At 70.5% G+C, this 21,818-nt stretch carries 20 protein-coding genes; 18 read left to right on the forward strand and 2 right to left on the reverse strand.

Annotated features, from left to right (window positions below; genetic code table 11):
* Positions 1-801 (reverse strand): FAD-dependent oxidoreductase (locus ACYVO2_RS27600; protein ID WP_461010790.1); only part of this gene is annotated, 801 nt, incomplete at its 3' end.
* Positions 802-1,017: 216 nt separating this feature from the next.
* On the opposite strand from ACYVO2_RS27600, the gene ACYVO2_RS27605 reads away from it, so the two are divergent.
* Complete coding sequence (locus ACYVO2_RS27605; protein WP_461010729.1) at positions 1,018-1,395, forward strand: ArsR/SmtB family transcription factor; 378 nt, start codon at positions 1,018-1,020, stop codon at positions 1,393-1,395.
* 38 nt (positions 1,396-1,433) lie between these two features.
* On the opposite strand, the gene ACYVO2_RS27610 is transcribed toward ACYVO2_RS27605, so the two are convergent.
* Positions 1,434-1,667 (reverse strand): hypothetical protein, encoded by a 234-nt coding sequence (locus ACYVO2_RS27610; protein WP_461010730.1) that lies wholly within the window; start codon positions 1,665-1,667, stop codon positions 1,434-1,436.
* Between the two features lie 379 nt (positions 1,668-2,046).
* On the opposite strand from ACYVO2_RS27610, the gene ACYVO2_RS27615 reads away from it, so the two are divergent.
* The 17 genes from ACYVO2_RS27615 to ACYVO2_RS27695 all read left to right on the forward strand — a co-directional run bounded on the left by ACYVO2_RS27615 (position 2,047) and on the right by ACYVO2_RS27695 (position 21,698).
* On the forward strand, positions 2,047-3,246 hold the full coding sequence (locus ACYVO2_RS27615) for an NAD(P)/FAD-dependent oxidoreductase (protein WP_461010731.1): 1,200 nt from the start codon (positions 2,047-2,049) through the stop codon (positions 3,244-3,246).
* 105 nt (positions 3,247-3,351) lie between these two features.
* Positions 3,352-4,248 carry an RNA polymerase sigma-70 factor gene (locus tag ACYVO2_RS27620; protein WP_461010732.1) on the forward strand — a complete coding sequence of 299 codons (897 nt, stop codon included), beginning with the start codon at positions 3,352-3,354 and terminating at the stop codon, positions 4,246-4,248.
* Between the two features lie 140 nt (positions 4,249-4,388).
* Complete coding sequence (locus tag ACYVO2_RS27625) at positions 4,389-5,213, forward strand: alpha/beta hydrolase family protein (protein WP_461010733.1); 825 nt, start codon at positions 4,389-4,391, stop codon at positions 5,211-5,213.
* Between the two features lie 878 nt (positions 5,214-6,091).
* Positions 6,092-6,247 carry a hypothetical protein gene (locus ACYVO2_RS27630; protein WP_461010734.1) on the forward strand — a complete coding sequence of 52 codons (156 nt, stop codon included), beginning with the start codon at positions 6,092-6,094 and terminating at the stop codon, positions 6,245-6,247.
* Between the two features lie 71 nt (positions 6,248-6,318).
* On the forward strand, positions 6,319-7,533 hold the full coding sequence (locus tag ACYVO2_RS27635; protein ID WP_461010735.1) for a hypothetical protein: 1,215 nt from the start codon (positions 6,319-6,321) through the stop codon (positions 7,531-7,533).
* A gap of 40 nt (positions 7,534-7,573) precedes the next feature.
* Complete coding sequence (locus ACYVO2_RS27640) at positions 7,574-8,710, forward strand: outer membrane protein assembly factor BamB family protein (RefSeq protein WP_461010736.1); 1,137 nt, start codon at positions 7,574-7,576, stop codon at positions 8,708-8,710.
* Complete coding sequence (locus ACYVO2_RS27645) at positions 8,707-10,494, forward strand: M3 family metallopeptidase (protein WP_461010737.1); 1,788 nt, start codon at positions 8,707-8,709, stop codon at positions 10,492-10,494. Before ACYVO2_RS27640 ends, ACYVO2_RS27645 begins: the two co-directional genes overlap by 4 nt.
* Complete coding sequence (locus ACYVO2_RS27650) at positions 10,485-12,302, forward strand: M3 family metallopeptidase (protein ID WP_461010738.1); 1,818 nt, start codon at positions 10,485-10,487, stop codon at positions 12,300-12,302. Before ACYVO2_RS27645 ends, ACYVO2_RS27650 begins: the two co-directional genes overlap by 10 nt.
* Positions 12,303-12,331: 29 nt before the next feature.
* On the forward strand, positions 12,332-12,961 hold the full coding sequence (locus ACYVO2_RS27655; protein ID WP_461010739.1) for an O-methyltransferase: 630 nt from the start codon (positions 12,332-12,334) through the stop codon (positions 12,959-12,961).
* A gap of 37 nt (positions 12,962-12,998) precedes the next feature.
* Positions 12,999-13,508: a hypothetical protein gene (locus tag ACYVO2_RS27660; RefSeq protein ID WP_461010740.1), complete on the forward strand. Its 510-nt coding sequence runs from the start codon at positions 12,999-13,001 to the stop codon at positions 13,506-13,508.
* Positions 13,509-13,510: 2 nt separating this feature from the next.
* On the forward strand, positions 13,511-14,158 hold the full coding sequence (locus ACYVO2_RS27665; protein WP_461010741.1) for a DUF6445 family protein: 648 nt from the start codon (positions 13,511-13,513) through the stop codon (positions 14,156-14,158).
* 26 nt (positions 14,159-14,184) lie between these two features.
* Positions 14,185-14,865, forward strand: a complete 681-nt coding sequence (locus tag ACYVO2_RS27670; RefSeq protein ID WP_461010742.1) for a pentapeptide repeat-containing protein — start codon at positions 14,185-14,187, stop codon at positions 14,863-14,865.
* A gap of 36 nt (positions 14,866-14,901) precedes the next feature.
* A complete protein-coding gene (locus ACYVO2_RS27675) occupies positions 14,902-16,746 on the forward strand; it encodes a M3 family metallopeptidase (RefSeq protein WP_461010743.1) in 1,845 nt (614 codons plus the stop codon).
* Positions 16,743-17,501 (forward strand): SDR family NAD(P)-dependent oxidoreductase, encoded by a 759-nt coding sequence (locus ACYVO2_RS27680; protein ID WP_461010744.1) that lies wholly within the window; start codon positions 16,743-16,745, stop codon positions 17,499-17,501. Before ACYVO2_RS27675 ends, ACYVO2_RS27680 begins: the two co-directional genes overlap by 4 nt.
* A 34-nt stretch (positions 17,502-17,535) precedes the next feature.
* Positions 17,536-18,807: a daptide-type RiPP biosynthesis aminotransferase gene (gene mpaD / locus ACYVO2_RS27685; RefSeq protein WP_461010745.1), complete on the forward strand. Its 1,272-nt coding sequence runs from the start codon at positions 17,536-17,538 to the stop codon at positions 18,805-18,807.
* Positions 18,804-20,249: an NAD(P)/FAD-dependent oxidoreductase gene (locus ACYVO2_RS27690; protein WP_461010746.1), complete on the forward strand. Its 1,446-nt coding sequence runs from the start codon at positions 18,804-18,806 to the stop codon at positions 20,247-20,249. The genes mpaD and ACYVO2_RS27690 overlap by 4 nt, the downstream gene beginning before the upstream one ends.
* Before the next feature lie 129 nt (positions 20,250-20,378).
* A complete protein-coding gene (locus ACYVO2_RS27695; RefSeq protein ID WP_461010747.1) occupies positions 20,379-21,698 on the forward strand; it encodes a glycosyltransferase family 4 protein in 1,320 nt (439 codons plus the stop codon).
* Positions 21,699-21,818: the final 120 nt, after the last annotated feature.

Consider the following 21,818-nt stretch of genomic DNA (forward strand, 5'->3'; position numbering starts at 1 on the left):
GGCGGCCTTGGCGGCCAGGCCCAGGGCGCCGCGGGCGGGGAGCTGGTCGGCCTCGCCGCCGCCGAACGTGGAGCCGGAGATGCCGCGGCGCAGGATCCACACCGCGTGCGTGCCCGCGCCGTCCCGGGCCGCGGCGAGGTCGGCCAGGTGGGCCAGGGCGGTGAAGGCGGAGGCGCCGGAGCCGATGACCGCGGTGCGCTTCCCGGCGTAGCGGGCGCGGACGGCCGGGTCGGTCAGGTCGGGGACGCGGTGGGTGATGCGGTCGGCGGCGGCCTTCTCGCCGAGGGCGGGCAGGCCGTCCCCGCCGGCCGGGCCGGGGGTGGCCCAGGTGCCGGAGGCGTCGATGACGGCGCGGGCCAGGAGGCGCTCCTCGCGGCCGTCGGGGGTGGCGGTGTGCACGGTGAAGGGCTGGATGTCGCGGTCGGCGTCCACGACCCGGTCCCGGCCGGCGCGGGAGACCCCGGTGACGCGGGCGCCGAAGCGCACGCGCTCGCCCAGGACGTCGGCCAGCGGCTGGAGGTAGTGCTCGGCCCACTCGCCGCCCAAGGGGTAGGCGGCCGGCTCGGGCCTGGTCCAGCCGGTGGGAGCGAGCAGCTTCTCCGCGACCGGGTCGATCACCTCACCCCACGGCGAGAACAACCGCACATGCGCCCACTGGCGCACTGCGGCGCCCGCGGTGTCCCCGGCCTCCAGCACCAGCGGCTCGATACCGCGGTCCAGGAGGTGGGCGGCGGCGGCCAGACCGACCGGTCCGGCCCCGATCACGACCACGGGCAGATCGGTGTTGGCGGGCGTGTCCACAGCGACTCCCTGCATGCTTCGACAACTGTCTATGCGCTTGTGGGCTCAGCGTCCCACCGGATTCGACAGTTGTCAAAATAAAAGCCCTCCGAATCAGTGGCCTCCTCCGCTCGGTGGCGGCCGGCCCGCCCGCCGCGGCGCCTGCCCCGCCGCGGCGCCGAGCCGCTCGCGGGCCTCCTGGAACGGGTCCCCATCGACATGTGTCAATCTGGATGCATGTCGAACGCGAAGGTGCTCCCGCTGCTGGAACCCGAGGCCGGCCAGGATGCCGTGGCGCCGTGCTGCCCGCCGCTGACCGAGCGGCCTTTCACCGCGGAGGAGGCCGAGACCGCCGCGCGGATGTTCAAGGCGCTCGGCGACCCGGTCCGGCTGCGGCTGTTCTCCGCGATCGCCTCCCACGAGGGCGGGGAGGCGTGCGTGTGCGACATCTCCGACGTCGGAGTCTCGCAGCCCACCGTCTCCCACCACCTGAAGAAGCTGAAGGAGGCGGGGCTGCTCACCTCCGAGCGGCGCGGCACCTGGGTGTACTACCGGGTCGAGCCCTCCGTCCTCGCCGCCATGGGCGGCCTGCTCGCCACCGCCGGGGCGGCCTGACCCCCGGACCCGGCCCGGCGCGCCCGTCCGCGCCGCGGTCAGGCGTGGTCGACCAGCCGGTCGTAGCCGCGCTGGCGTGCGCAGTGCGCGCAGCAGAAGAACTGCCCGTCGGTCTGGAGGCCGTGCCCGAGGATGCGGCACTGGCAGTTGTCGCAGATCGGGGCCATCCGCTGCGCGGCGCACTCGATGCTGTCGAAGACGTGGACGGCTCCGGCCGCCCGGACCTCGAATGCCAAGTCGTAGTCGTTGTTGCAGACCTCGCACACGGCCATGACCGCTCACTCCTCCCTGTACCGACCCGTCCGGGATCCGTCCCCGGCGGCGCCGCGCTCCAGATCCCCTTGCTTCCACGGCCCACCTCCCCGGACACGCACCGCACCCGGAATCACCCCCATGGCCACCCACGAGCACTCCGCCGGGGCGCGCACCGGACGCGAACCCGCGCCCGCACGCGCGGCCGGCGGGGCCGCCGGAGGCCCTGCCTGTCGCCGCCTGCCTGTCCGCACTCACCGCCCAGCCCTCCGGTCGACGCGCCTCCCGCACTGAGACCGTCCACGACCGCACCCGCGGAGTGACCTGCCTCACAAGCTGTCAGCGCGGTCGGCCGCGCGGTGTCTTGAGGCCGAACCCCCTTGACGCGGAGGAGACACCGTGGCTGAGAACACCGATGTCGTCGTGGTCGGCGGCGGATACGCGGGTGTCATGGCGGCCAACCGCCTGACCCGGCGCGACGACGTGACCGTGACCCTGATCAATCCGCGCCCCGCCTTCGTCGCGCGGCTCCGCCTGCACCAACTGGTGGGCGGGTCCCACGACGCGGTGTTCGACTACCGGGAGACCCTGGCCGAGGGCGTCCGGCTGGTCGTGGACACCGTGACGCGGATCGACGCGGCCGCACGCACCGTGACGCCGGCGAACGGCGGCGCGCTCCACTACGACCACCTCGTGTACGCGGTCGGCAGCACAAGCGCCGACCTGCTCGTGCCCGGAGCGGCCGAGTTCGCCCACCCGGTGGCGACCCTGGAGGCGGCGCAGCGGCTGCGCGCGGTGCTCGACGCCGCTCCCGCGACGGCCGCGCTGACGGTCGTCGGCGGCGGCCCGACCGGCATCGAGACCGCCGCCGAACTGGCGGAGCAGGGCCGCCGGCCGACCCTGGTCTGCGGAGGCGTGCTCGGCCCCTACCTGCACCCCCGGGCCCGGCGCACGGCCGCCAAGCGGCTGGCCGAGCTGGGGGTGACCGTGCTCGACGGCCCCGACACGAAGGTCACGGCGGTGACGCGGGACACCGTGCGCCTGAGCGACGGCCGCGAGCTGCCCAGCGAGGTCACCGTCTGGACCGCCGGCTTCGGCGTGCCCGACCTGGCCGCGCGCAGCGGGCTGAGCACCGACGCCGCCGGGCGCCTGCTCACCGACGAGACGCTGACCAGCGTGGACGACGAGCGCATCGTCGCGGCCGGGGACTCGGCGGCACCGTCGGGCCTGCCGTTCCGGATGAGCGCCTACGCCGCGAGCTGCCTGGGCGCACACGCCGCCGACACGGTGCTCAACCGGATCGCGGGCCGGCAGCCCGAGCCCGTCAAACTGGTGTTCCCCGCCATGTGCGTCAGCCTGGGCCGCCGCGCCGGCGTCTACCAGTTGGCCCACCAGGACGACACCGCGATGAGGCTCTACATCGGCGGCCGACCCGGCGCGAAGCTCAAGGAGATCTCCTGCGACTTCAGCGTCAAGCATCTGGTGAAGGAGGCGCGCAAGCCCGGTTCGCACCGTTGGCTGAAGAAGGACAAGCACCGGCGGCGGCAGTTGCGGGCCGACCGCGGCCAGGCGTCGTCCACCGCCGGCCGGCCGGCCTAGCCCGACCGCCGACGAGACAGAGACCGAGATCGAGACCTTGCTGTGGACCCCTGCCGGAAGGCCACCGGCACCCGATGCCGACCGCGAACGAAAAGGGCCCGGAACATGAGCGAACAGGCCACCAACGCGGCGACCGAGACGTTCGTCGCCCACCGCAACCTGCTGTTCACCGTCGCCTACGAGATGCTCGGCTCGGCCGCCGACGCCGAGGACGTCCTCCAGGAGACCTGGCTGCGGTGGGTGGACATCGATGCGGAGCGGGTGCGGGACCACCGCGCCTACCTGGTCCGGATCACCACCCGGCTCTCCCTCAACCGGCTGCGCACGATGAAGCGCCGCAAGGAGGCGTACGTCGGCTCCTGGCTGCCCGAGCCGCTGCTCACCGCACCGGACGTGGCCGAGGACGTGGAACTCGCCGAGAGCGTGTCGATGGCGATGATGCTCGTCCTGGAGACGCTCTCGCCCACCGAGCGCGCCGTCTTCGTGCTCCGCGACGTGTTCGACGTCGGCTACGACGAGATCGCCGCCGCCGTTGGCAAGAGCCCCGCGGCCGTCCACCAGATCGCGCACCGCGCCCGCCGGCACGTCGAGGCCCGCCGCCCCCGCCAGGCGGTCTCCCCGAGCACGACCCGGGCGGCGCTGGAGTCGTTCCGGCGCGCGTTCGAGACCGGGGACCTGCAAGGCCTCCTCGACGTGCTCGCCCCCGATGTCGTGCTGGTCAGCGACGGCGGCGGCGTCAAGAAGGCCGCGCCGCGGCCGATCACCGGCGCCGGCAAGGTGGCCCGCTTCATCATCGCCGGCATGGACAGGAACAGGGCCGCGGTCACCGGTGAGCCCACCGTGGTCAACGGCAACCCGGCACTCGTCTTCCGCGTGGACGGCGAGATCGACGGCATCCTCGCGGCCCGGGTCGAGGACGCCCGCATCACCGGCCTGTACTTCGTCCGCAACCCGCAGAAGCTGACCCATGTGGAGGCCGAGACCCCGCTCACCCTGCGGTGACCACGATGGCCCGGGAGGGCCGTCGCCGGCCCGGCGGCGGCCCCCGGGTTTCGCCTCCGGCGGATTCGCCGTCGGCAGAAGCCGGTTCGCGGCCCTCGGCGAACTGCCTACCGTGGCAAGCCGTGAACCGAGGGAGAGACATGGAAACGCTCACCGGTACCGCGGCCGGAGTGCCGTACACGGCGCTGCCGCCGACCGAGCCGATCGACGGACCCGCGCCGTTGATCGTGACCTGGCACATGCTGGACGCGCCGCGCACCGACGCCGCGTTCGCGGCCGCACTGCCGATGGCCCAGGTGCCCGCCTGGCGGGTCCACCTGGGCATGCCGATGTGCGGCGCGCGGATGGTCGACGGCCGCCTCGACGCCGCCCTCGCGCTCGCCCGCCAGGACGCGCTGCTGGCCTTCCTGGCCCCGTTCGCCCGGCAGGCCGCCGACGAGTTCCCGGCCGCGCTCACCGCGCTGCGCGACCAGTTGCCGGTGGACGACGGGCCGGTCGGCATCCTCGGCGCCTCGCTCGGCGGAGCCGTGGCGCTCGAGGTGCTGACCAGGCAGCGGATTCCGCTCCGGGCGGTCGCCCTGGTCAACCCGGCGGTGCGGCTGCGGTCCGTCGTCCCGCTCATGGAGGGCCTCGCCGGACATCCGTACCGGTGGACCGAGGAGTCCCACAAGGTCGCCGACGAACTCGACTTCGTCGCCCGCGCCGCGGACCTCACGGCGCGCCCCCCGCTGCTGCTGGTCAGCGGCGAGCGTGACCACCCGGCGCTGCGCACCGACGCGGCCGCCCTGATCGACGTACTGCGCGAGCGGCACCCCCACCCGGAGCAGGTCGAGCTGACCACCGTCCCGGACCTGGCACACCCCCTGGCCGAGGAACCGGGCCTGGAACCGGCCCCCCAGCTCCCCGCGACCAGGGCGGTCGACGAACTCCTCACCCGGTGGTTCCGGCGGCTGCTCACAAGCTGAGGCCACCCCACCCGGGCCGACCACCGCGACCGCGAGCAGCGGCGGTGAACGCGGAAACGCACAAACGGACGGTGCCGGCCGAATCCCGGCCGGCACCGAGGACCGACACGGCGTTGAACCCGGCCGAGCACTGATCGCCCGGCATACGGCAAGGCCGCGGTCGACGCGGTTGGGCCGCTGCCGCTGATGGGCGCGCATTGCAGGAAGTGCCCGACACCGGCAGGAGTACCAGCGGCCGATCTCGGCGGAGACCCTGGGCCGGCCACTGGAACAATGCAATCCACGAGAACTCCCCGATCGCTCTTGCGCCGTGCCATATTCGATTACAGCGGCGATCTGCCGCAGGAGCACTGGTGTGGCCGCGCCGGCGAACGAGCTGAATCAGGAACTCGCCCGGCTTGTTCGGAGTGTGGGAGCACGCACAAACGGTTCGTGAGCCCGCTGTCGCGAGTGCGTGCGGCAGGTCGAGACCGGCAGGGCGGGTCGGCAACGAGGCCCCTCGTACGTTCGGTTGTGACGTCAGGCATCTCGGGCCGACTGCACGGGGCTTCACCCATTACGTGGCACCAGCCGTCACTCCACCAGTGGCCGGACTGAAGATCCTCACTCACCCGAGCGTAGATCGGGAATGTTCGGTGCGATCTTTATATGCGGGAACGTTTTCGCTGGTAGGCGGCTTGCCGGTGGCGCAACGGCACGAGGTGGTCGTTGCTGAAAACCCCTTCACGGGTGCCGCCTTACGCGCTGATGCGATCATGTGCTCGCGTGGCTGGAGGTATTGACAGGGGTGTCGACGCATGTCAGCCTACTGGCTATCCGATTGCCTGATTGCCTGATTGTTGGATTGGCGTCAAGGCCGCAAAGAAGGGGCAGCCGAGATGGATGATCGGCTATTCGAAAAGGAGCCCGCGTTTTTCCCGTTCGTTAGCGCGGAGATTTTCTTCGAGGCTGAGTCCGACGTCGAGGAACTCGATTTCGGAGACGAGCTCGACTCCGAGCTCGACGAAATGTTGCAGACCGGCGCTTCGGAATGATTCTGATGCCAGGAAGGGGATCGAGGTCCGCTTCCTGGCATTCCGCCTCCCCTGACTGGAATGTTTTGTCGATGGAGTTCACGCGCAACTCATTCCATGACACCATGACTGGCCTCGACTTCGGCAGCCACCCGGAGCGCCCTGCCGACATCTTCTCTCAGGCGTGCGTGGAATCCTTCGACTCGTGCAACTGGGCGCAGTTCGGTTACAAATTCACTCAGGTGTTCGAGCCTTTTGTGCTCTACGAACTCGCTCTGCTGGAAGGCGTCCAGCTTGCGCCGCTCGCCAGGCTGGAAGACCGCAGAACCGAGGCTTTGGCCGGCCTCGGCGCGATGCTCGACCGAGCCTCCGAACTCACTGTGGTCAACCTGGTGAACGTCGCGTCGGCCTTGATCAGTATCTCGCGGTTCGAACTCGTGCGGAACGTGCTCGCCATCCTTTCCGAACGCCGGACAACTCCCCGAGAGGACTTCGAGATCGGCTGGTTGGAGTTCCTCGTCTCCAACCGTTGTGAAGGTGGCGCCGGCTCCCCAGCGGCTTTTGAACGGATGCGCCGGGCTGTCATCACGCGTGCGGTACCGGTCAGCCGGATGCTGGACGCCTGCACCCAGGCCGTCGTGTGGTACATCAAGCGCCGCGAGTTGCCGACTGCGGACTTCGAGCGATGGCTGGCGCTCGGAACCTCGCTTTCCGAGAGTTCGGACCGGATCGAACCTGGCGCCTTGTCGTCGTGGTACCGCGGTATCGCCATGGTTCCCGCAGCGAGCGGGGATGCCGTGGCCACTCGCCGTTCCATGGACCGGGCCCGAGAGGCAGCCGATGTGTGTACCGGCAGCGAGGCTCGGGCTGCTGATATGAATATGATCAAGACGTACTACGAATCTGCGATCAAGGAGTACCTCTATGTCCAGCGGGACATCGATGCGGCTGAGGAGGCAGGCCGGTCACTTATTGCATTGGACCCCGTATGGTCGGTCAGCTACGGAGAACTCGCGGAGGTCTACCTGCGGTCGAAACGGGTAGAGCGAGCCGCCCAGATGTACGAGCAGGCAGCCGCGACCGGACCCCCGTACGTTGCGCACCATCTCCTCAAAGCGGCGATGTGCCGTGACCGGTGCGGGGACCACTCGCGCGCGATGGCGCATTACGAGAAGCTGGCAGCCTTTGCCCCGCAAAGCCGCCGGGTCATGTCGGCGGGCCTCGATCTGGCTCGCCGTCTCGCGCACCCCTCGGCGGCGGTCTTCGAGCGCGGCCTACGGGAGATCGAGTCCCATGCCGCCGATTGACGCGCCCGCGTTTCGCCACGACCCGCGGAAGGCGGTGCTCGTGTGGCCCACACTCACCGACAGCGCGTTCCGCTGGGACGGCGAGCCGGTGGTGTGCGGTCATCGCCGCTTCACGCATCTGCGCAAGGACGGGCAGCGGGTCGCTGTGCCTGTCTGTGCCACGCCGGTCGCGGTAGCCGGCCTCGGCGCTGTCTTCGCCACCTACGATGGCCGCGTCCGGCTCTGGGACAGCAGCCTGGAGAAGCTGTACTGGGAGCGCCGCCTCGACAACGCGGTGTACGCCTCTCCGGTGGCCGACTCGGCTCGGCGGGCTGTCGTCCTCGCCACCACCGGGGGCCTCGTCCGGTCGCTCGACCTGCGCGGCCGGCCGCGCTGGACTGCCGAGGCGGGCGGGCCGGTGTATGCCACCCCCACGCTGCTGCCCGACACGGACGTGCTCGTGATCGCGGCGTTCGGCGGCCGGTGCGTCGGACTGCGGCTCGATACGGGTGCGCAGGTGTTCGCCCGGGAGCTGCCGCGCCCGTGGCACGCCCGGTGGGGCGGCTCGGCCGCCGATCGGGACCCGTACGCGAGCCCGGTGACACTCGACACCGGAGATGTGGCCGTCGGATGCGCCGAGCACGTGGTGTGCCTGACCCCCGACGGGGCGCAGCGCTGGTGCCGGGACCTGGGCAGCTCCGTCCGGGCATCGCTGGTGGCCGTCCACTCCGAGGGTGCGGTCGCCGTGACGACCGTGGACGGCCGCTGCACGTTCCTCGACAGCCGCACCGGTGAGGAGCGCGGCGCCGTGGCGCTCGGTGGCAAGGTGGTGGGGAGCCCCGCGCTGTCCGGCACCGTCCTGGCCGTCGGCACTCAGGACGGCGCCGGCTTCGGAGTCGACGTGCGCACGCACGAGGTGTGCTGGCGGGTACCCGGCGCCGCGCCGCGGGATCACTCCTCGTACACCGTCACCCCGAGCGGCGGCTTCGCGGTGACGACGGCACGGGGCAACGTCCTGGGCCTCGGCCGGGACGACGGCCGGTTCCTGTGGGAGACCAGCCAGCTCCTCGGCCTCGCCGATCACGACCCCTCGCTCGATGTCACCCCGATCGTGGCGCCCGACGGAAACATGTACTGCGGCTCCTACTCCGGGATGGCCTACCGCTTCCGGTTCCGTCCGCGGCAGGACTCGCCATGACAGCCGCCGCGTGCACGGAGGACACCGACCCGGTCGGCGCGGCCCTGGTCCGCACGGCGACCCGGTTCGGCCGGCTGGCCGCGCGGGGCCGGCTCGGGGACGCCGAGGTGGAGGAGCTCGCGCTGCTGTCCGCGAACGCCGCGCACCTGCTCGCGTACGCCGAGGGAAACCAACGCCACCTCGGGCCCGCTCGTCCACTGCGATCCGTCTGGCAGCGGCTGCTCGCCGACCCGGAGGCCGACGCGGCACTGCTGGCCGCGCTGGAAAGCGCGGTGTGCACCAAGGACGCTGCCGAACGGACCCGATGCGAGTTGCTGAGCTGGCTGCACGAGCGGGCCAGGACCCGGAAGAGCCCGACGGCCGCGGAGGTCGCCGCCGGGTACCGGCAGGCGCGAGATGCCCTCGACGGTGTCGACGAGGCTCAAGCGGCGCTGTTGGAGCGCCTCGGACTGCGCGTCCGCGGGGCCGCGCCCGCCGTCGTGTTCTCCAGGGCGGTGGGCTCGACGGCGCAGCCCTCCACCCGCGAGAAGCTGGTGCGCGCCTGGGAGGCGCTGCGGGCCCGGCACACCGGCTCGGTGCTGGAGCAGCTCGACGCGGTCCTGAGGCTCCGCCGTGAGCAGGCGCGTGCGGTGGGGGCGTCAAGCGTGGTCGAACGCACCCTGGATCGGTCAGCCGTGGACGAGGCGCAGGCCGCGGCGTTCATCGATGCGTACCTGGAACGTGCGGCGGACAGCACTGAGCGCCTCGCGGCGCGCATCCGGGAGACGCTCGGCGCGACAGACCATCCGCTGGCCCACTTCAGCGCCTACGTGCGCACGGTGGCCGGAGGTGCCGCGCTGCCCGCCTTCCCGCTCGACGGCTGCCTGGACTATCTGGCCGCTGTGGCCCGAGAGGTCCTCGACATCGCCCTGACACCGCTGGCTTCGGACCGTCAGGACGAGCACCTCGTCCTCGCAACCGCCGGCGGACGGGCGATCGGCGTCGCCTCATTCGACCTGATGGGAACACCGCCCCGCGGTTCCGGCGTCCGGGCGGCAGCCGCGCCCGTGGACGCCCCGGCCGGCGCCGACCGGACCGAAGAGCTGCCGCTAACGCTCCCCGAAGCGCGCGTGCTGTGCCGCTACCGGCCCGACGCCCGCGGCAGGCCGGTGGTCACCTTCGCGAGCCTGCACAGCATGCTGCACGAGTTCGGGCACGTGGTGAACCACTGGCTCCTGCGGCGGCACACCCCCAGCGACAACGGACTTGACTACCTGCCGGTCGAGCGCATCGAGGACCTGAGCACATGGTTCGAGAAGTGGGCATACCACCCACGGCTCGTCGAACACTTCGAGCTCACCGCCGAGGACGCGGCCGGACTCGACATCTGCTCCCGCATCAAACGGCTGGAGTTTTGCAGCGCGAACCTCGACCGGGCGGTTGTCGCCGCGCTCGACTTCGACGTCCACCGCCGGGACTCCGGCGGCTACGCCGACTCCTTCCGCCGGCTCGAGACGCGGTTCCAGCTCGGTGGCCTGTGCCGTCTCGACACGGTCGCCGGCTACCTGCTGTCGCCGCTCTGCCGGGCCTATCCCGGCGCGAGCTTCGCGTATTCGTGGGGAGCCGCGTTCGGTGCCCAGGCCTTCGCCCCGTGGCTGCGCACCGGCCCGGGCGGCTGCGCTCCAGCACGGGCGCGGGCCGACCGGAGCCTTGCCCCGTGCTTCGACCCGGACGCCCCCAGCGAGACGCCCGAGCTCGACCCCCTGTTTCGGTTCTACGACGCAAGCGGTGAGCCATGTCTGTAGACCTGCCCGCCATTCCCGAAGGTGAGAGCCTCGGCCAGACCGATGCGGCCCTGGACGCGATGATGACGCGGCTGCGCGCCCTGCTGGACCTGGACGACCTGGGCGAGGACGCCTTCGTCGAGATCTGCGCGATCTACAACAACGTCGCCTACCTCTTCCTCTACCTGGAGTCGAACGAGGCACACATCAACTACAAGCGACTCCTGCCCTGGCGGGACGCGTTCCATCGTGACGCCGAGCTGGACGCGGCGCTGCTCGACCGGCTCCTGACGCTGCGTTGCGTGCACCCGGAGGTTGAGGAGGCGCGCACTGCCTACATCGCCCACCTTCGCGCGAGACTCGCGGCCGGGCCCGGGCATGAGGACGACGGCCTGCATGAGCGGCTGCTCGCGGAGGCCAAGGACATCCTCGACGGAATCCGGCAGGACGGCGCCCTGCTGCTGCGGCGCATGGGCAGCACCAGCCGAGCCGCCAACCCGTACGCCGCCTTCTACAAACTGGCCAGCTCCACCAACAGCGCGGCGACTCGCGTCAAACTGGGCCGAGTGTGGCGCGCGACACGCGACCACCGGCTGGGCGACCTGATAGCGGTGGTCGACCGCATGGTGGACGCGCGGCGGCGGGAAAGCCGGGAGCAGGGTGCGGATTCGGTGCTGGCGGTCACGCTGCGTCGGTGCCGGGTCTCGGAGGAAGCAGCCTGGCGCCTCGTCGAGCAGTATCTGATCGGCTCCCTGGAGCACCAGCAGCGGCTCGACTCCGAGGTCCTGGCCGCAACAGGCGCCCCGGACCACGCCATGGACCACTTCGGCCACTACGTGCGCGGGCTCCAGGCGGGCCGGGAGGTCCCGCTGCTGCCGGTGGAGGGCTGCCTGTCCTTCATCCGGCACGTGGCACTGCGCCTGTTCGGCCTGACGCTCACCGAGGCGCCCGCCCGGTCGAACGCCCAGGTACGTGTCTTCGACGTCGCGCTCGACGGACGTCTCATCGGCCAAGTGCACCTCGACCTGTGGGAAACCGGCCCCCGGCGCCGCACCGCCAACACCACGAAGGGAATCCGGAACCGGACGGAGTGGAGAGGCATCGTGCAACGGCCGGTCGCCTATGTGTCCTGCCGGTTCCGCCGGGCTGCGGACGGTTCGGACCGCATCACCTTCCAGAACGTGCACAGCCTCTTCCACGAGTTCGGGCACGCGGTGAACCACCTGCTGATCCGCAAGCGGCTGCCCACCCAGTCCGGACTGGAGTACCTGCCGCTGGAACGGCTTGAGGATCTGAGCATGTGGTTCGAGAAGTGGGTGTACCACCCTCAGCTCGCCGACCACCTGGACCTGTCGCCGGCTGAGCGGGACGGCTTGGAGCTGTGCCGGGACGTCAAGCGGCTGGAGTACCGTCGCTCACACCTGGACCGGGCCGTCACCGCGGCTCTTGACTTCAGGCTGCACAGCAGCCCGGACGGGGGAATCCGGGAGGAGTTCCAGCGACTTGACGAAGAGTACGGCATCGGCGCGCACTGCACGCTGGGCGACTTCCCGCCGTACTTCACCTGGCCGATGTTCCAGGCCAACCCGGGTGCCAACTTCGCCTACCTGTGGGGAGCCGGCACCAGCGCGCTGATGTTCGCCCCCTTCCTCGACACCGCCGTCGAGTGTGCCGGTGAACCGGAGGAGGTGCGGGAGGCATTCTCCTCGTGCTTCGAGTTCGACCAACCCGGCGTCGAGCCGGACACCGCAGCCATCTTCGCGTTCTACGAAGCCAGGCCGCGCTCCGGAGCAGCCCACGCGGCGGCGGGGGAGGGAAAGGTCGAATAATGCCGCCCTCAGCGAGTTACCTCCGTGCGGTGTTTCCGCCCCGAGAGAAGCTGCTCGACCTCATCCTGCGTGAATCCCTGCTGGCCAACGGTCTGCGGCCGATGCAGATCGACGACGATGCCGCGCGCGTCCTCCAGTTGCTGACGTTGCTTCACCGCCCGCAGCGGGTCGTCGAGATCGGCACCTACATCGGCTACTCGGCGATCCACATCGCCCGCGGGCTGCCCCCCGGTGGCCGCCTGGCGAGCCTGGAGGCCGACGCCGACCTGGCGAACCTCGCGCGGGACAACCTGAAGAGGGCCGGCGTGGCCGACAGCGTGGAGGTCGTGACCGGCCCTGCGGCCGACTATCTCACCGAGCTGGCCCCGGAATCCCTGGACATGGTGTTCATCGACGCGGACAAGGTCTCCTACTCCACCTATCTCAAGCTCTGCTTTCCGCTGCTGCGCCAAGGCGGACTGCTGGTGGCCGACGACGCACTCCCCGACGGCGACTTCAGCAGCGAATCCCCGGGCGACGGCGGAGCCGGGGCGATCCGCGCCATCAACGCGTACAACCGGGCAACCGCCCGCAGTCCGCGGCTGCTGTCGGCATTCATCGGCACCGGCCATGGCTTGATGGTCAGTTGCAAGCTCGGTGACCAGCTCGGTGACACGTGATGAAGGGCCAACTGCCGCCGACCCGGGAGGCGCTGACATGCGGAAGACGATCGAGGTCGTCGACGACTTCTACCGTGATCCTCACGCCCGGCGCGAGAGGCTGCTCGCCCGGGGCGCGACCGCATCCGGTGGTTCTGCGGCGGCGGACGCCGAGGCGCGAACGCGCCTGGCCGGGTTGCTCGGGTGCGCCGAAACCGCGCTTCCGGAGGTGACCGGCCGGCTCACCCACGTCGGTGCCGACGGGGAGGAGGAGAGCGTGGCACCGCACACCTATGACAGCGCGTGGGCCGCTCTGGTGTACCTCGCGCTGCCGGAGGGCTGGTTCCCCGCCGGGATCGGGTTCTACCGCCCCGAGGACGCCGCCGGCGGGAACCCCCGGGCGGAGGCCTGGGAGGAGACCGCGTACGTGCCGCTGACCTTCAATCGGATGGTTCTGTTCCACGGGGCGGTGGCCCACCGGTACACCGTCCGCAGCATCGAATGCGGCCCGGTGGACGACCGGATGGCCCAGTTGTTCCTCTTCGACGAGCCGGAAGGAGGGCGGTAGCAGTGTCCAGCAAGGTCATCGTCGTCGACGACTTCTACGCCAAACCCGAAGCGGTCAGGGCCAAGGCGCTCAGCTCCCGCTTCGGCAGGATCGAGCCGTCCGAGTACCCCGGCTTCGTCAGCCGGCTGGTCATCGAGTCGCGCTCGTTGGAGCAGGTGTTCACCGGGCTCATCGGCGCCGAGCTCAAAGTCGAACGAGGCCGGTTCACCTGGGGCGGTTTCCGCTACATCACCGAGAAGTCCGGGCAGTCGGCGGTCGTGCACGCCGATACGGCCGTCGACTGGGCGGGGATGGTCTACCTCACGCCGGACGCCCCGATGAGTGCGGGCACCGCGTTCTTCCGCCACCGGCCGACCGGCCTGTCCTCGCCGCCGACGGACCGCGAGGCGCGCGCCCTGGGCTACGCGGATGCCCGGGAGTTCGACGACCGGGTCATCCGTCCGGACAGGGCCGACCCGTCGCGGTGGGAGCAGATAGCCCGGATCGGCCCGGTCTACAACCGGCTCATCCTGTTCCGGGGATGCAAGCACTACCACGCGCCGATGGGCGGCTTCGGCGACAGCCCGGAGACGGCGCGGCTGACGCACATGTTCTTCGTCAACGAGCTGCCGCCGGTGGGCGCGGTCGCGCACGAGGTGACGGCGGCATGAGGGTGTCACCGTTGGATGCGGAGCCGGTGTCCACAGCACCGCAGAAACGCCTCATCGACCTCGCCGTGCACGCCTGCGCTCCGGACGCCGAGGTACGGGACTTCTTCTTCGTCCCCGTCGATCCCGTGGTCCTGGCCGTGCGCGGGGCGTCAGCCGTGGTACGCGAGGCGCTGGACAGCGGTCGCACCGCGCAGGCAGCGGCGGACGCGGCCCGTATCGCAGGCACCCTTCAGACCCTTGTGCTGGTCCAGCAGTCGGACACCGGGCCGTGCAGAAGCTGGGTCGTCGACGGGTGGCGCCTGCTGCGAGCCGGCGCGGCAGGGGCGGATCTGCGCGGCGCACCGCTGCGGGGTGCCGCGTTGCAGGCCGCCCGACTGGGCTCGGCCGACCTGTCCGAGGCCGACCTCGCCGGCGCCGACCTGACCAAGGCCGACCTTTCCCACGCGAATCTGACCGGCGCCGACTTGACGGCGGCCTGCCTGTTCAGCGCCAGCCTCCGGGAGGCCGACCTGACCGAGAGCGCGCTGTGCCGCGCCGACCTCCGCCACGCTGACCTGCGGCGCTCGACGTGCGTCCGCACCGCGCTGCGCGGCGCCGATCTGCTGGACGCCTTCCTCGGCGACCTCGACGTGTCGGCGGCCTTCACCGCGGGCGTCGACGTCGACCGGGCCGACTTCCTCAACGGCAAGGTGGTGCCGGAACGATGACCCGCCGCCCAGCCCAGCCGCAGCACGGAGGTGCGCATGACGACCATCACCACCCGCCGGCCGAGTTACCGCGGCAACCTGCTGGCCATCGCGGCGGACCTGGCCGCAGGCGTCCGCCGTCTGCGCCTGCTGCTCGAGCAGGCCGGCGAACCGGCCGGGCACGGCGGCCGGGTGCCGAGCGTCGAGCACCTGCGCGAGATCGTCGTGATCTACACCAACGCCTCCACGACCTTCGCCTACCTGGAAGGCAACCAGCGGTACGAGGACTACCAGCACCTCCTGGACTGGTACGCGGCCTACTTCCATGACCGGGACCTGAGCGCCGCAACCGAGAAGGCCTTCGCGGCGGCCGGTCCTTTCACGGAGCGGGAAGACGAGGAGCTGCGCCTGAGGTGGCTGGCATGGTTCGTCGAGCTGCGGCAGGCGCCGGAGGCGGTGCGGCGGCGCCACGCCGGACTCGGGGCGGAGATGCGGGCGGTCCTGCGGCGTATGGACACCCGGCAAGGTGAGTTCCTGCGGCGCCTCGGGATCAGCGCCACTGGAGCGAGCCCGTCGGTGACGCTGGCTCAGGCGGCCAGCCGAATCGGGGATTCCCGAACCAGGACCAAGCTCACCACGGCTTGGCGGCGGCACTCCGAGCCGGACGTCGTCGCGCTGACCCGGGTTCTCGACGAGGCTGTCGACGTGCGCCGAAGCGCTGTCGGCGCGGGGGAGGACGGGTACCCCACCGTACTGGCGCACACCTTTCAGAGGTGTTCCGTCCCCCCTGCCGAAGCCAGGTCGTTCCTGCGGGAGTTCATGATGCGGGCCCGGGACCGCCAGCGTGAGTTGGAGTCCGCGATCCGAGCGGCGACCGGGTGCACGGAACGCCCGTTGGACCACTTCGGGCGCTATCTGCGGATGCGTGTGCAGGGAGGCGGTGCGCCGGCGTTCCGGCTGGAGGCGTGCTTGGAGCTGCTGGGCACGCTGGCCCGGCGAGTGCTGGGTGTCCAGCTCACCGCAGCCCGGGAGCAGGCCGCGCACGCCCTGACCTTCCGGGTGGACCGCGGAGGCGAGGAGCTGGGAAGCATCGACTTCGACCTGCTGCGCCCCGGCGCACCGAGCCCCCCTCCGACCCCGGGCCCGCGGAGCGCCGGGAGCGGGACGTCGGGGCCGGCCAAGGCGAAGGCGCACGTGCTGTGCCGGGTGCACCCCGAGGCCGGCTCAGGCGCCGGGGGCGGGAGCGGCGGCCGCGTCAGCTTCGCCGCCGCGGAGGTGATCTTTCACGAGTTCGGCCACGCCCTCAGTCATCTGCTGCCCTCCCACCGGTTGCCGAGCGAGTCAGGCGTCGGGCATCTGCCCCTGGAACGCCTGGAATGCGCCAGCACCTGGTGGGAGCGCTGGCTGTACCATCCGGACGCCGACGGCGCACTGTGCCCGGCGGGCGAGGCGCTCCAGACCCTGGCCCGTGCCCGGCAGCTAAGAGCGCTGGAGACCTGGAGCACCACGCTGCAGTGCGCCGTGGCCGCCGCGGTCGACATGGAGGTGCACGGCAGTTCGACGGGCGGCCACCGAGAGGCCTATGAACGCCTCAGCCGGGAGTTCTCGCTCGAAGACCACTGCGTCTTCGAGGACCTTCCTGGCTACTTCACCCACCTGACGTGGCAGGCCGCCCCCGGTGCGGGATTCCTCTACCTATGGGGGGCCGCCAGCAGCGCCGAGGCCTTCCAGCGGTACCAGCAGGTCGGACTCGCCGACCTTCCCGCGCCGGGGCCGCCGGACGAGCTCAGCCGACTGTGGCTCGACCCGAACCTCCGCAGCCCGCGGCCCGGGGTCGAGCCGTACTTCGCGTTTCTCCGCACCGCCGTTGCGGACGGCCCCATGGAGGTGGTTCACCCGTGAACAGGAAAAAGGGCATTGTCATCGGCGCCAGCCACGGGTGGGGCGCCTACCTCGCGGGCCGGCTCGCCGAGGAGGGCTGGGAGGTCACCGCGGTAGGGCGGCGGCCGAAACCCGACCTTCCCGACAGCGGTGCGCTGCGCTACCTGCAAGCCGACCTGGCGACCGCGGACGGCTACCAGGCCGTGGAGGACGAACTCCGGGAGCAGGCCCCCGCGCTGGTCGTCTACAACGCGGTCACCTACGGCCCGCGCGACGCGCAACTGCCGCCGCTGGAGGACCTGGAGGCGACCTTCAAGATCAACGCGCTGGTGCCCTACCACCTCCTGCTCAACCACGTGAACCAGGAGTCCTCGGCGGAGTTCTGCACCTATGTGGTCACGAACTCGGACTCGATCTACCACGCCAACAAGTACTCGGGGATCTACGCCGCAAGCAAAGCAGCCCTGCGGGTGCTGACCGCGGCGCTGGCCAGTGCCTGCCAGTCCCACCGCGCCGCCGCCGCCACCCTGGTGCTCGGACCCCTGGCCGACAAGGAGAACTTCGAGAAGTTGCAGGAGGTGGCTGATCGCACGGGAGCGGACATCAGCGTGGTCACGCGCCGGTATCTGGCCAGGTCGAACCAGGCATACGTGATCAACTCGTTCCTGTCCTACGAGTCCTGCGTGAAGAGCGTGCTGACGATCGCGGACCTGGGCCGGGACGCCAACGGAATGCTGTGCAAGGTGGACGGCGGCTCGTCCGGGTCGCTGACGTGACGGCCGAGGCGAACATCCGCGAACAGGAGGCGGAATGACTGCGTATAAGCCGCTGTGGCCGCTGCTGACACCTCCCGATCAGCAGGGGCGCGAGGACCTCTGCGCAAAGTCCGCGCGCGGCGTACGGGTGACGCTGGCCGACGGTCGCGAACTGCTCTGCGCCACCAGTGGACTGTGGAACTCCAACCTCGGATACGGCAACCCGGCCGTGGCCCAGGCGGTCGCCGACGCACTGCGCGAGGCTTCCTACCTCAGCGCCTGGAACGCCGAGAACGTCCAGGCGCGTCAGGCCGCCGCCGAGTTGGTCGAGCTCGCCGGAGCCGACCACTACGGCCGGGTGCTGTTCTCGACATCCGGCGGCGCAGCGAACGACCTGACGATCAAACTGGTGCGCCAGTACCAGGTCCTGCGGGGCAAGGCCGACCGGCGCGGGATCCTCGCTCTGCGCAACGCCTTCCACGGGCTGACGTTCGGGGCGGCGGCACTCACCGACGCAAACCTCGGGCAGCAACTGTACGGGGTGGACCGCCGCCTGGTCGGACACGTGCCGGCGAACGACGGGGCCCGACTCCAGGCGGCGCTGGAGCGCTACGAGGGACGGATCGCCGCGCTGTTCGTCGAACCCGTCCTCGGCTCCGGATGCGTCCCCCTCACCGAGGAGTTCGTCGCCGACATCCTGCGGCTGCGCAGGGAGTACGGGTTCGTGCTGGTCGCCGACGAAGTGTCCACCGGCTTCGGCCGCACCGGAAACACGGTGTTCGCCAGTGACCGCTGGCCCGAGCCGCCCGACGTACTCGTCACCGCGAAGGCGCTGACGAACGGCACGCTCGCGGCGTCCGCGGCCATCGTCTCGCGCGAGATAGCCGAGGCGTTCCTGGCGCCCGACGTGCTGCTGGGCCACGCCGAGACACAAGCCGGCACGCCGGCGGTGGGCGCGGCGATCAGCGCGACGGTGGCGGAGCTGCGCCGACTGGACACCCCCGCGCTCAGCGAGAAGGCCGGCCGGCGTTTCGGGAGTGAACTGGCCGCGCTGGCAACCGAGCAGCCCGCCATCGCCTCGGTCACCGGCAGGGGCTGCATGTGGGCGCTGCACCTCAGCGCGCCGGGCGGCGCTGCGCCGATGGCGCAGGCGGAGGTGTCCGAGCTGGTCCGGGCGGTCCGGGAGGCCGGGGCGATCGTGCACCCCGGTCCGCACTGCCTCCAGCTCATCCCCGCCCTCGTGTACACGGACGCGGAGATCGAGGAGTTGCTGGCGATCCTCCGAAGGGGTTTCGACAACCACCTGGCGACGGGCGGCCAGCGATGACGGCGGCCTACGACATCGTCATCGTCGGCAACGGCATTCTCGGGACCGCGAGCGCACTCGAACTCCTCAAGGCCGACCCGGCGCTGCGCGTCGCGGTCGTCGGCCCGGCAGACCGTGCGGGCGGCGCCTCAGCGGCCGCTGGGGCGATGCTGAGCTGCTTCGGTGAGGTGACCCACCGGACGCTGGCGAGTGAGCCCGGCCGCACCAAGTTGGAGCTGTCGCTCCGAGCACTGGAGGACTGGCCCGCCTGGCTCGGCGAGCTCAACGACGACTTCCCCGACGAGCGGCAGCTCACCATCCGCGAAGGCAGCTATGTCCTGTTGAATAGCTGCGGCGGCCGGCTCGACAGCCTCAACTACCGAGCGATTGTCGATGCGGCGCGCTGCTACGGCCGCAAGTTCGAGGTCCTGCCGCTGGGCGAGGTCCCGAACCTGGACCCGGCGGTGAACGCCCGGCCGTTGGAGGCGGTGCACCTCCCCCAGGAGGGTTCCCTCGACGCCCGTGCCCTCCTCGACCGCGCCACCGAGGCAGCCAGGCGGCGCGGCGTCACCGTTCACGACGACAGCGTCGTCGGCTGGCAGCAGCAAGGCGGACGCGCCCAGGGCGTCGTGCTGCGGTCGGGGGAGAGGCTCAGCGGCGGTCGCTTCCTGGTCGCCGCCGGAGCCTTCACCCCCGCGCTCGTCGAGGACCTGACGGACCCGGCGGTCCCGCTGATGCCCATCCTCGCCGGCGTGGGGGTGGCCGTCACCTGTGAGGCGACCTCATCGGGGCTGCGGCACGTGGTCCGCACGCCGAACCGGTCGGGTGGCTGCGGGCTGCACCTGGTGCCGGGCGGCGACACGGTGTACATCGGCGCGACGAACGACGTGCTGCTCAAGCCCGGCGCCTGGTCGAGCCTGGGCATGGCGCACTTCCTGGCCGGCGGGGCGATGGAGCAGTTCGACCGGCGGCTGTTCGGCAGTCCGGTCACCGCGTGGCACGCGGGCAACCGGCCGTTGCCCCTGGACGGCTACCCCGTTGTCGGACAACTGTGGCAGGACAACGTCTGGGTGCTGTCCGGCACCTACCGCGACGGCTTCCATTGCGCGCCGGTCCTCGCGCGCCACGCAGCAGACCTGGTGCGCGGCGGTTCCGGCGTGCTCGGCCATGAGCTGTTCGCTCCGCTGCGGCCACCGCTGCGCACCCTGAGCCGGGAGCAGGCGGTCGACGAGATGGTGCTGCACTGCGTCTCGCAGTTCTACCAGTACTCCCCGCGCCTGGCTCCCTGGATGAGGGTCACCGAGGGAATCGAGGGGCAGGTGCGCAGGAGAACCGAGGCGACCTACCGCGAGCTGGACAGCGAGGTCGGCCTGGCACCGGAGCTGCTGGAGCTGCTCAACTGGGGGAAGGGGCGGAAGCAGGCCCTCGCGGCGTTCCGCCGTTATCTCGCTGCCTCGGCATGACGGCAGCGGGAGCTGCCGCGACCGGCCGAAGCGGACGGCGGACGGAGGACGCCCTGAGGCGTCTGAACAGGATGTCCGGTAGAGAGCATGAATCTGCGGATGGCGCATCGACGCGACAAGGGGGGAAGTGTGAAGAAGAAGCTGGGGATAATCATATGCGCGCATGACGGGATATCCAGTGTCTACGGAGGCGTCGGTGCGGCCACCGACGCCTACTTCGAGAGCATCGATCGGCTGAAGCGCGAGCTCCACGCGGAGTACGAGATCCGCGTGTGGGCCATCACGCCCCGGATCGCCGACTCGAACGCCGGCTTCAGCCGTGAGCAGCTCCAGAAAGTTCGTCGCATCTGCCAAGGAACCGGAGGTGATGTTCTCGAATGCTGCCACGTCTCGGACGGTGTCGATCAGTATGGGGACGCCAGAAACTGGGCCGTGACTTCGCCGACTGCGGCGCTGCTCGCCTATCAGGCGCTCAAGGAATACAGACCTGCGGACGCTGTTGTCATCGCGGAATGCACTCCGTTCGCGAAAACGCCGGCCATCCTCCGGCGGCACGTGGACTTCGATATCAATATTCGCGCAGTGTGGATGCCCCATTCCACCACGTTGATTGAAGAGCGCGGAAGATACAGTGCCGCCAGACTGAATTTCGAGCTGAACGCGGTCAGGAGCATCAATGCAGCCCCTGGACTGTTTGTCGGTTATATCGGCCCCTACATGCGCGACCACCTCGAACGTGATTACGGTGTCCTGCCGGAAAAATTGACCCCCATGCTCAACGGGATCACGAGGAAGGCGGTCCCCGTCCATCCGCAGGACGACATACGCGGCGCCTTGCTGCGGAGATCGATCCCCACGGACAAGCCAATCATTTTCTCTTTCGGTCGAGGGATGCCGTACAAGGGCTTCGACATCTTCATGCGAGCCGCAAGAGATCTGGAAGAACTGGACTGCCACTTCGTCCTTCAGGCTGCCGTACCGTCAATGGATTACCCTATCGTGGCGGACCTCAAAAAATTGCAACACCCAAACATCACTCTGCTGTTCGACCTTGATTTCGTCCTGCCGAGACAGATGATGCAGTGGGACAGGACCGAACTGGTGGCCGTGCTGTCGCGGGTCGATGCCCAATCCTTGGTACCGATGGAGGTTCGCTCGTACGGCAAGGCGCTCGTCCTGGTCTCCAACAGAGACGGATTGCCCCAACAGGTCCACAACGGGCAGGACGGATTCGTCACGGACCTGCGGGTCGACGAGGTGGCCCGAACGATGCGGGAGATCCTGCACCTACCCCGAGCGCGCAAGGCCGAGATCGCGGCTGCCGGCGCCCGCTTGGTGCAGAGGGAGTACGACATGTCGAAGAACTTCACTGCCGCGATCGTGCAGCTTCTGGGACGCGGCGCGGGGGCACACCGCCCGACAGGAGGTCAGGCGGACTCCGCCACCTGACCACGTGTGACCCCGTGGCCCTGGTGTCGGGACACGGCGGTCGGCGGTGACCGCGGCTGGCTGGCATCTGCGACGCCCTCCATCCTGATCGCGGTGACCTCGAGCCGTACCTCTGCTGCC

The sequence above is a fragment of the Streptomyces capparidis genome, from assembly GCF_054782095.1.

Excerpts from the sequence above, each read along its gene's own strand:
- ACYVO2_RS27605 (WP_461010729.1), top strand. The coding sequence starts at position 1,018 with ATGTCGAACGCGAAGGTGCTCCCGCTGCTGGAACCCGAGGCCGGCCAG.
- ACYVO2_RS27610 (WP_461010730.1), bottom strand. The coding sequence starts at position 1,667 with ATGGCCGTGTGCGAGGTCTGCAACAACGACTACGACTTGGCATTCGAG.
- ACYVO2_RS27620 (WP_461010732.1), top strand. The coding sequence starts at position 3,352 with ATGAGCGAACAGGCCACCAACGCGGCGACCGAGACGTTCGTCGCCCAC.
- ACYVO2_RS27625 (WP_461010733.1), top strand. The coding sequence starts at position 4,389 with ATGGAAACGCTCACCGGTACCGCGGCCGGAGTGCCGTACACGGCGCTG.
- ACYVO2_RS27630 (WP_461010734.1), top strand. The coding sequence starts at position 6,092 with ATGGATGATCGGCTATTCGAAAAGGAGCCCGCGTTTTTCCCGTTCGTT.
- ACYVO2_RS27635 (WP_461010735.1), top strand. The coding sequence starts at position 6,319 with ATGGAGTTCACGCGCAACTCATTCCATGACACCATGACTGGCCTCGAC.
- ACYVO2_RS27645 (WP_461010737.1), top strand. The coding sequence starts at position 8,707 with ATGACAGCCGCCGCGTGCACGGAGGACACCGACCCGGTCGGCGCGGCC.
- ACYVO2_RS27650 (WP_461010738.1), top strand. The coding sequence starts at position 10,485 with ATGTCTGTAGACCTGCCCGCCATTCCCGAAGGTGAGAGCCTCGGCCAG.
- ACYVO2_RS27660 (WP_461010740.1), top strand. The coding sequence starts at position 12,999 with ATGCGGAAGACGATCGAGGTCGTCGACGACTTCTACCGTGATCCTCAC.
- ACYVO2_RS27675 (WP_461010743.1), top strand. The coding sequence starts at position 14,902 with ATGACGACCATCACCACCCGCCGGCCGAGTTACCGCGGCAACCTGCTG.
- mpaD (WP_461010745.1), top strand. The coding sequence starts at position 17,536 with ATGACTGCGTATAAGCCGCTGTGGCCGCTGCTGACACCTCCCGATCAG.
- ACYVO2_RS27690 (WP_461010746.1), top strand. The coding sequence starts at position 18,804 with ATGACGGCGGCCTACGACATCGTCATCGTCGGCAACGGCATTCTCGGG.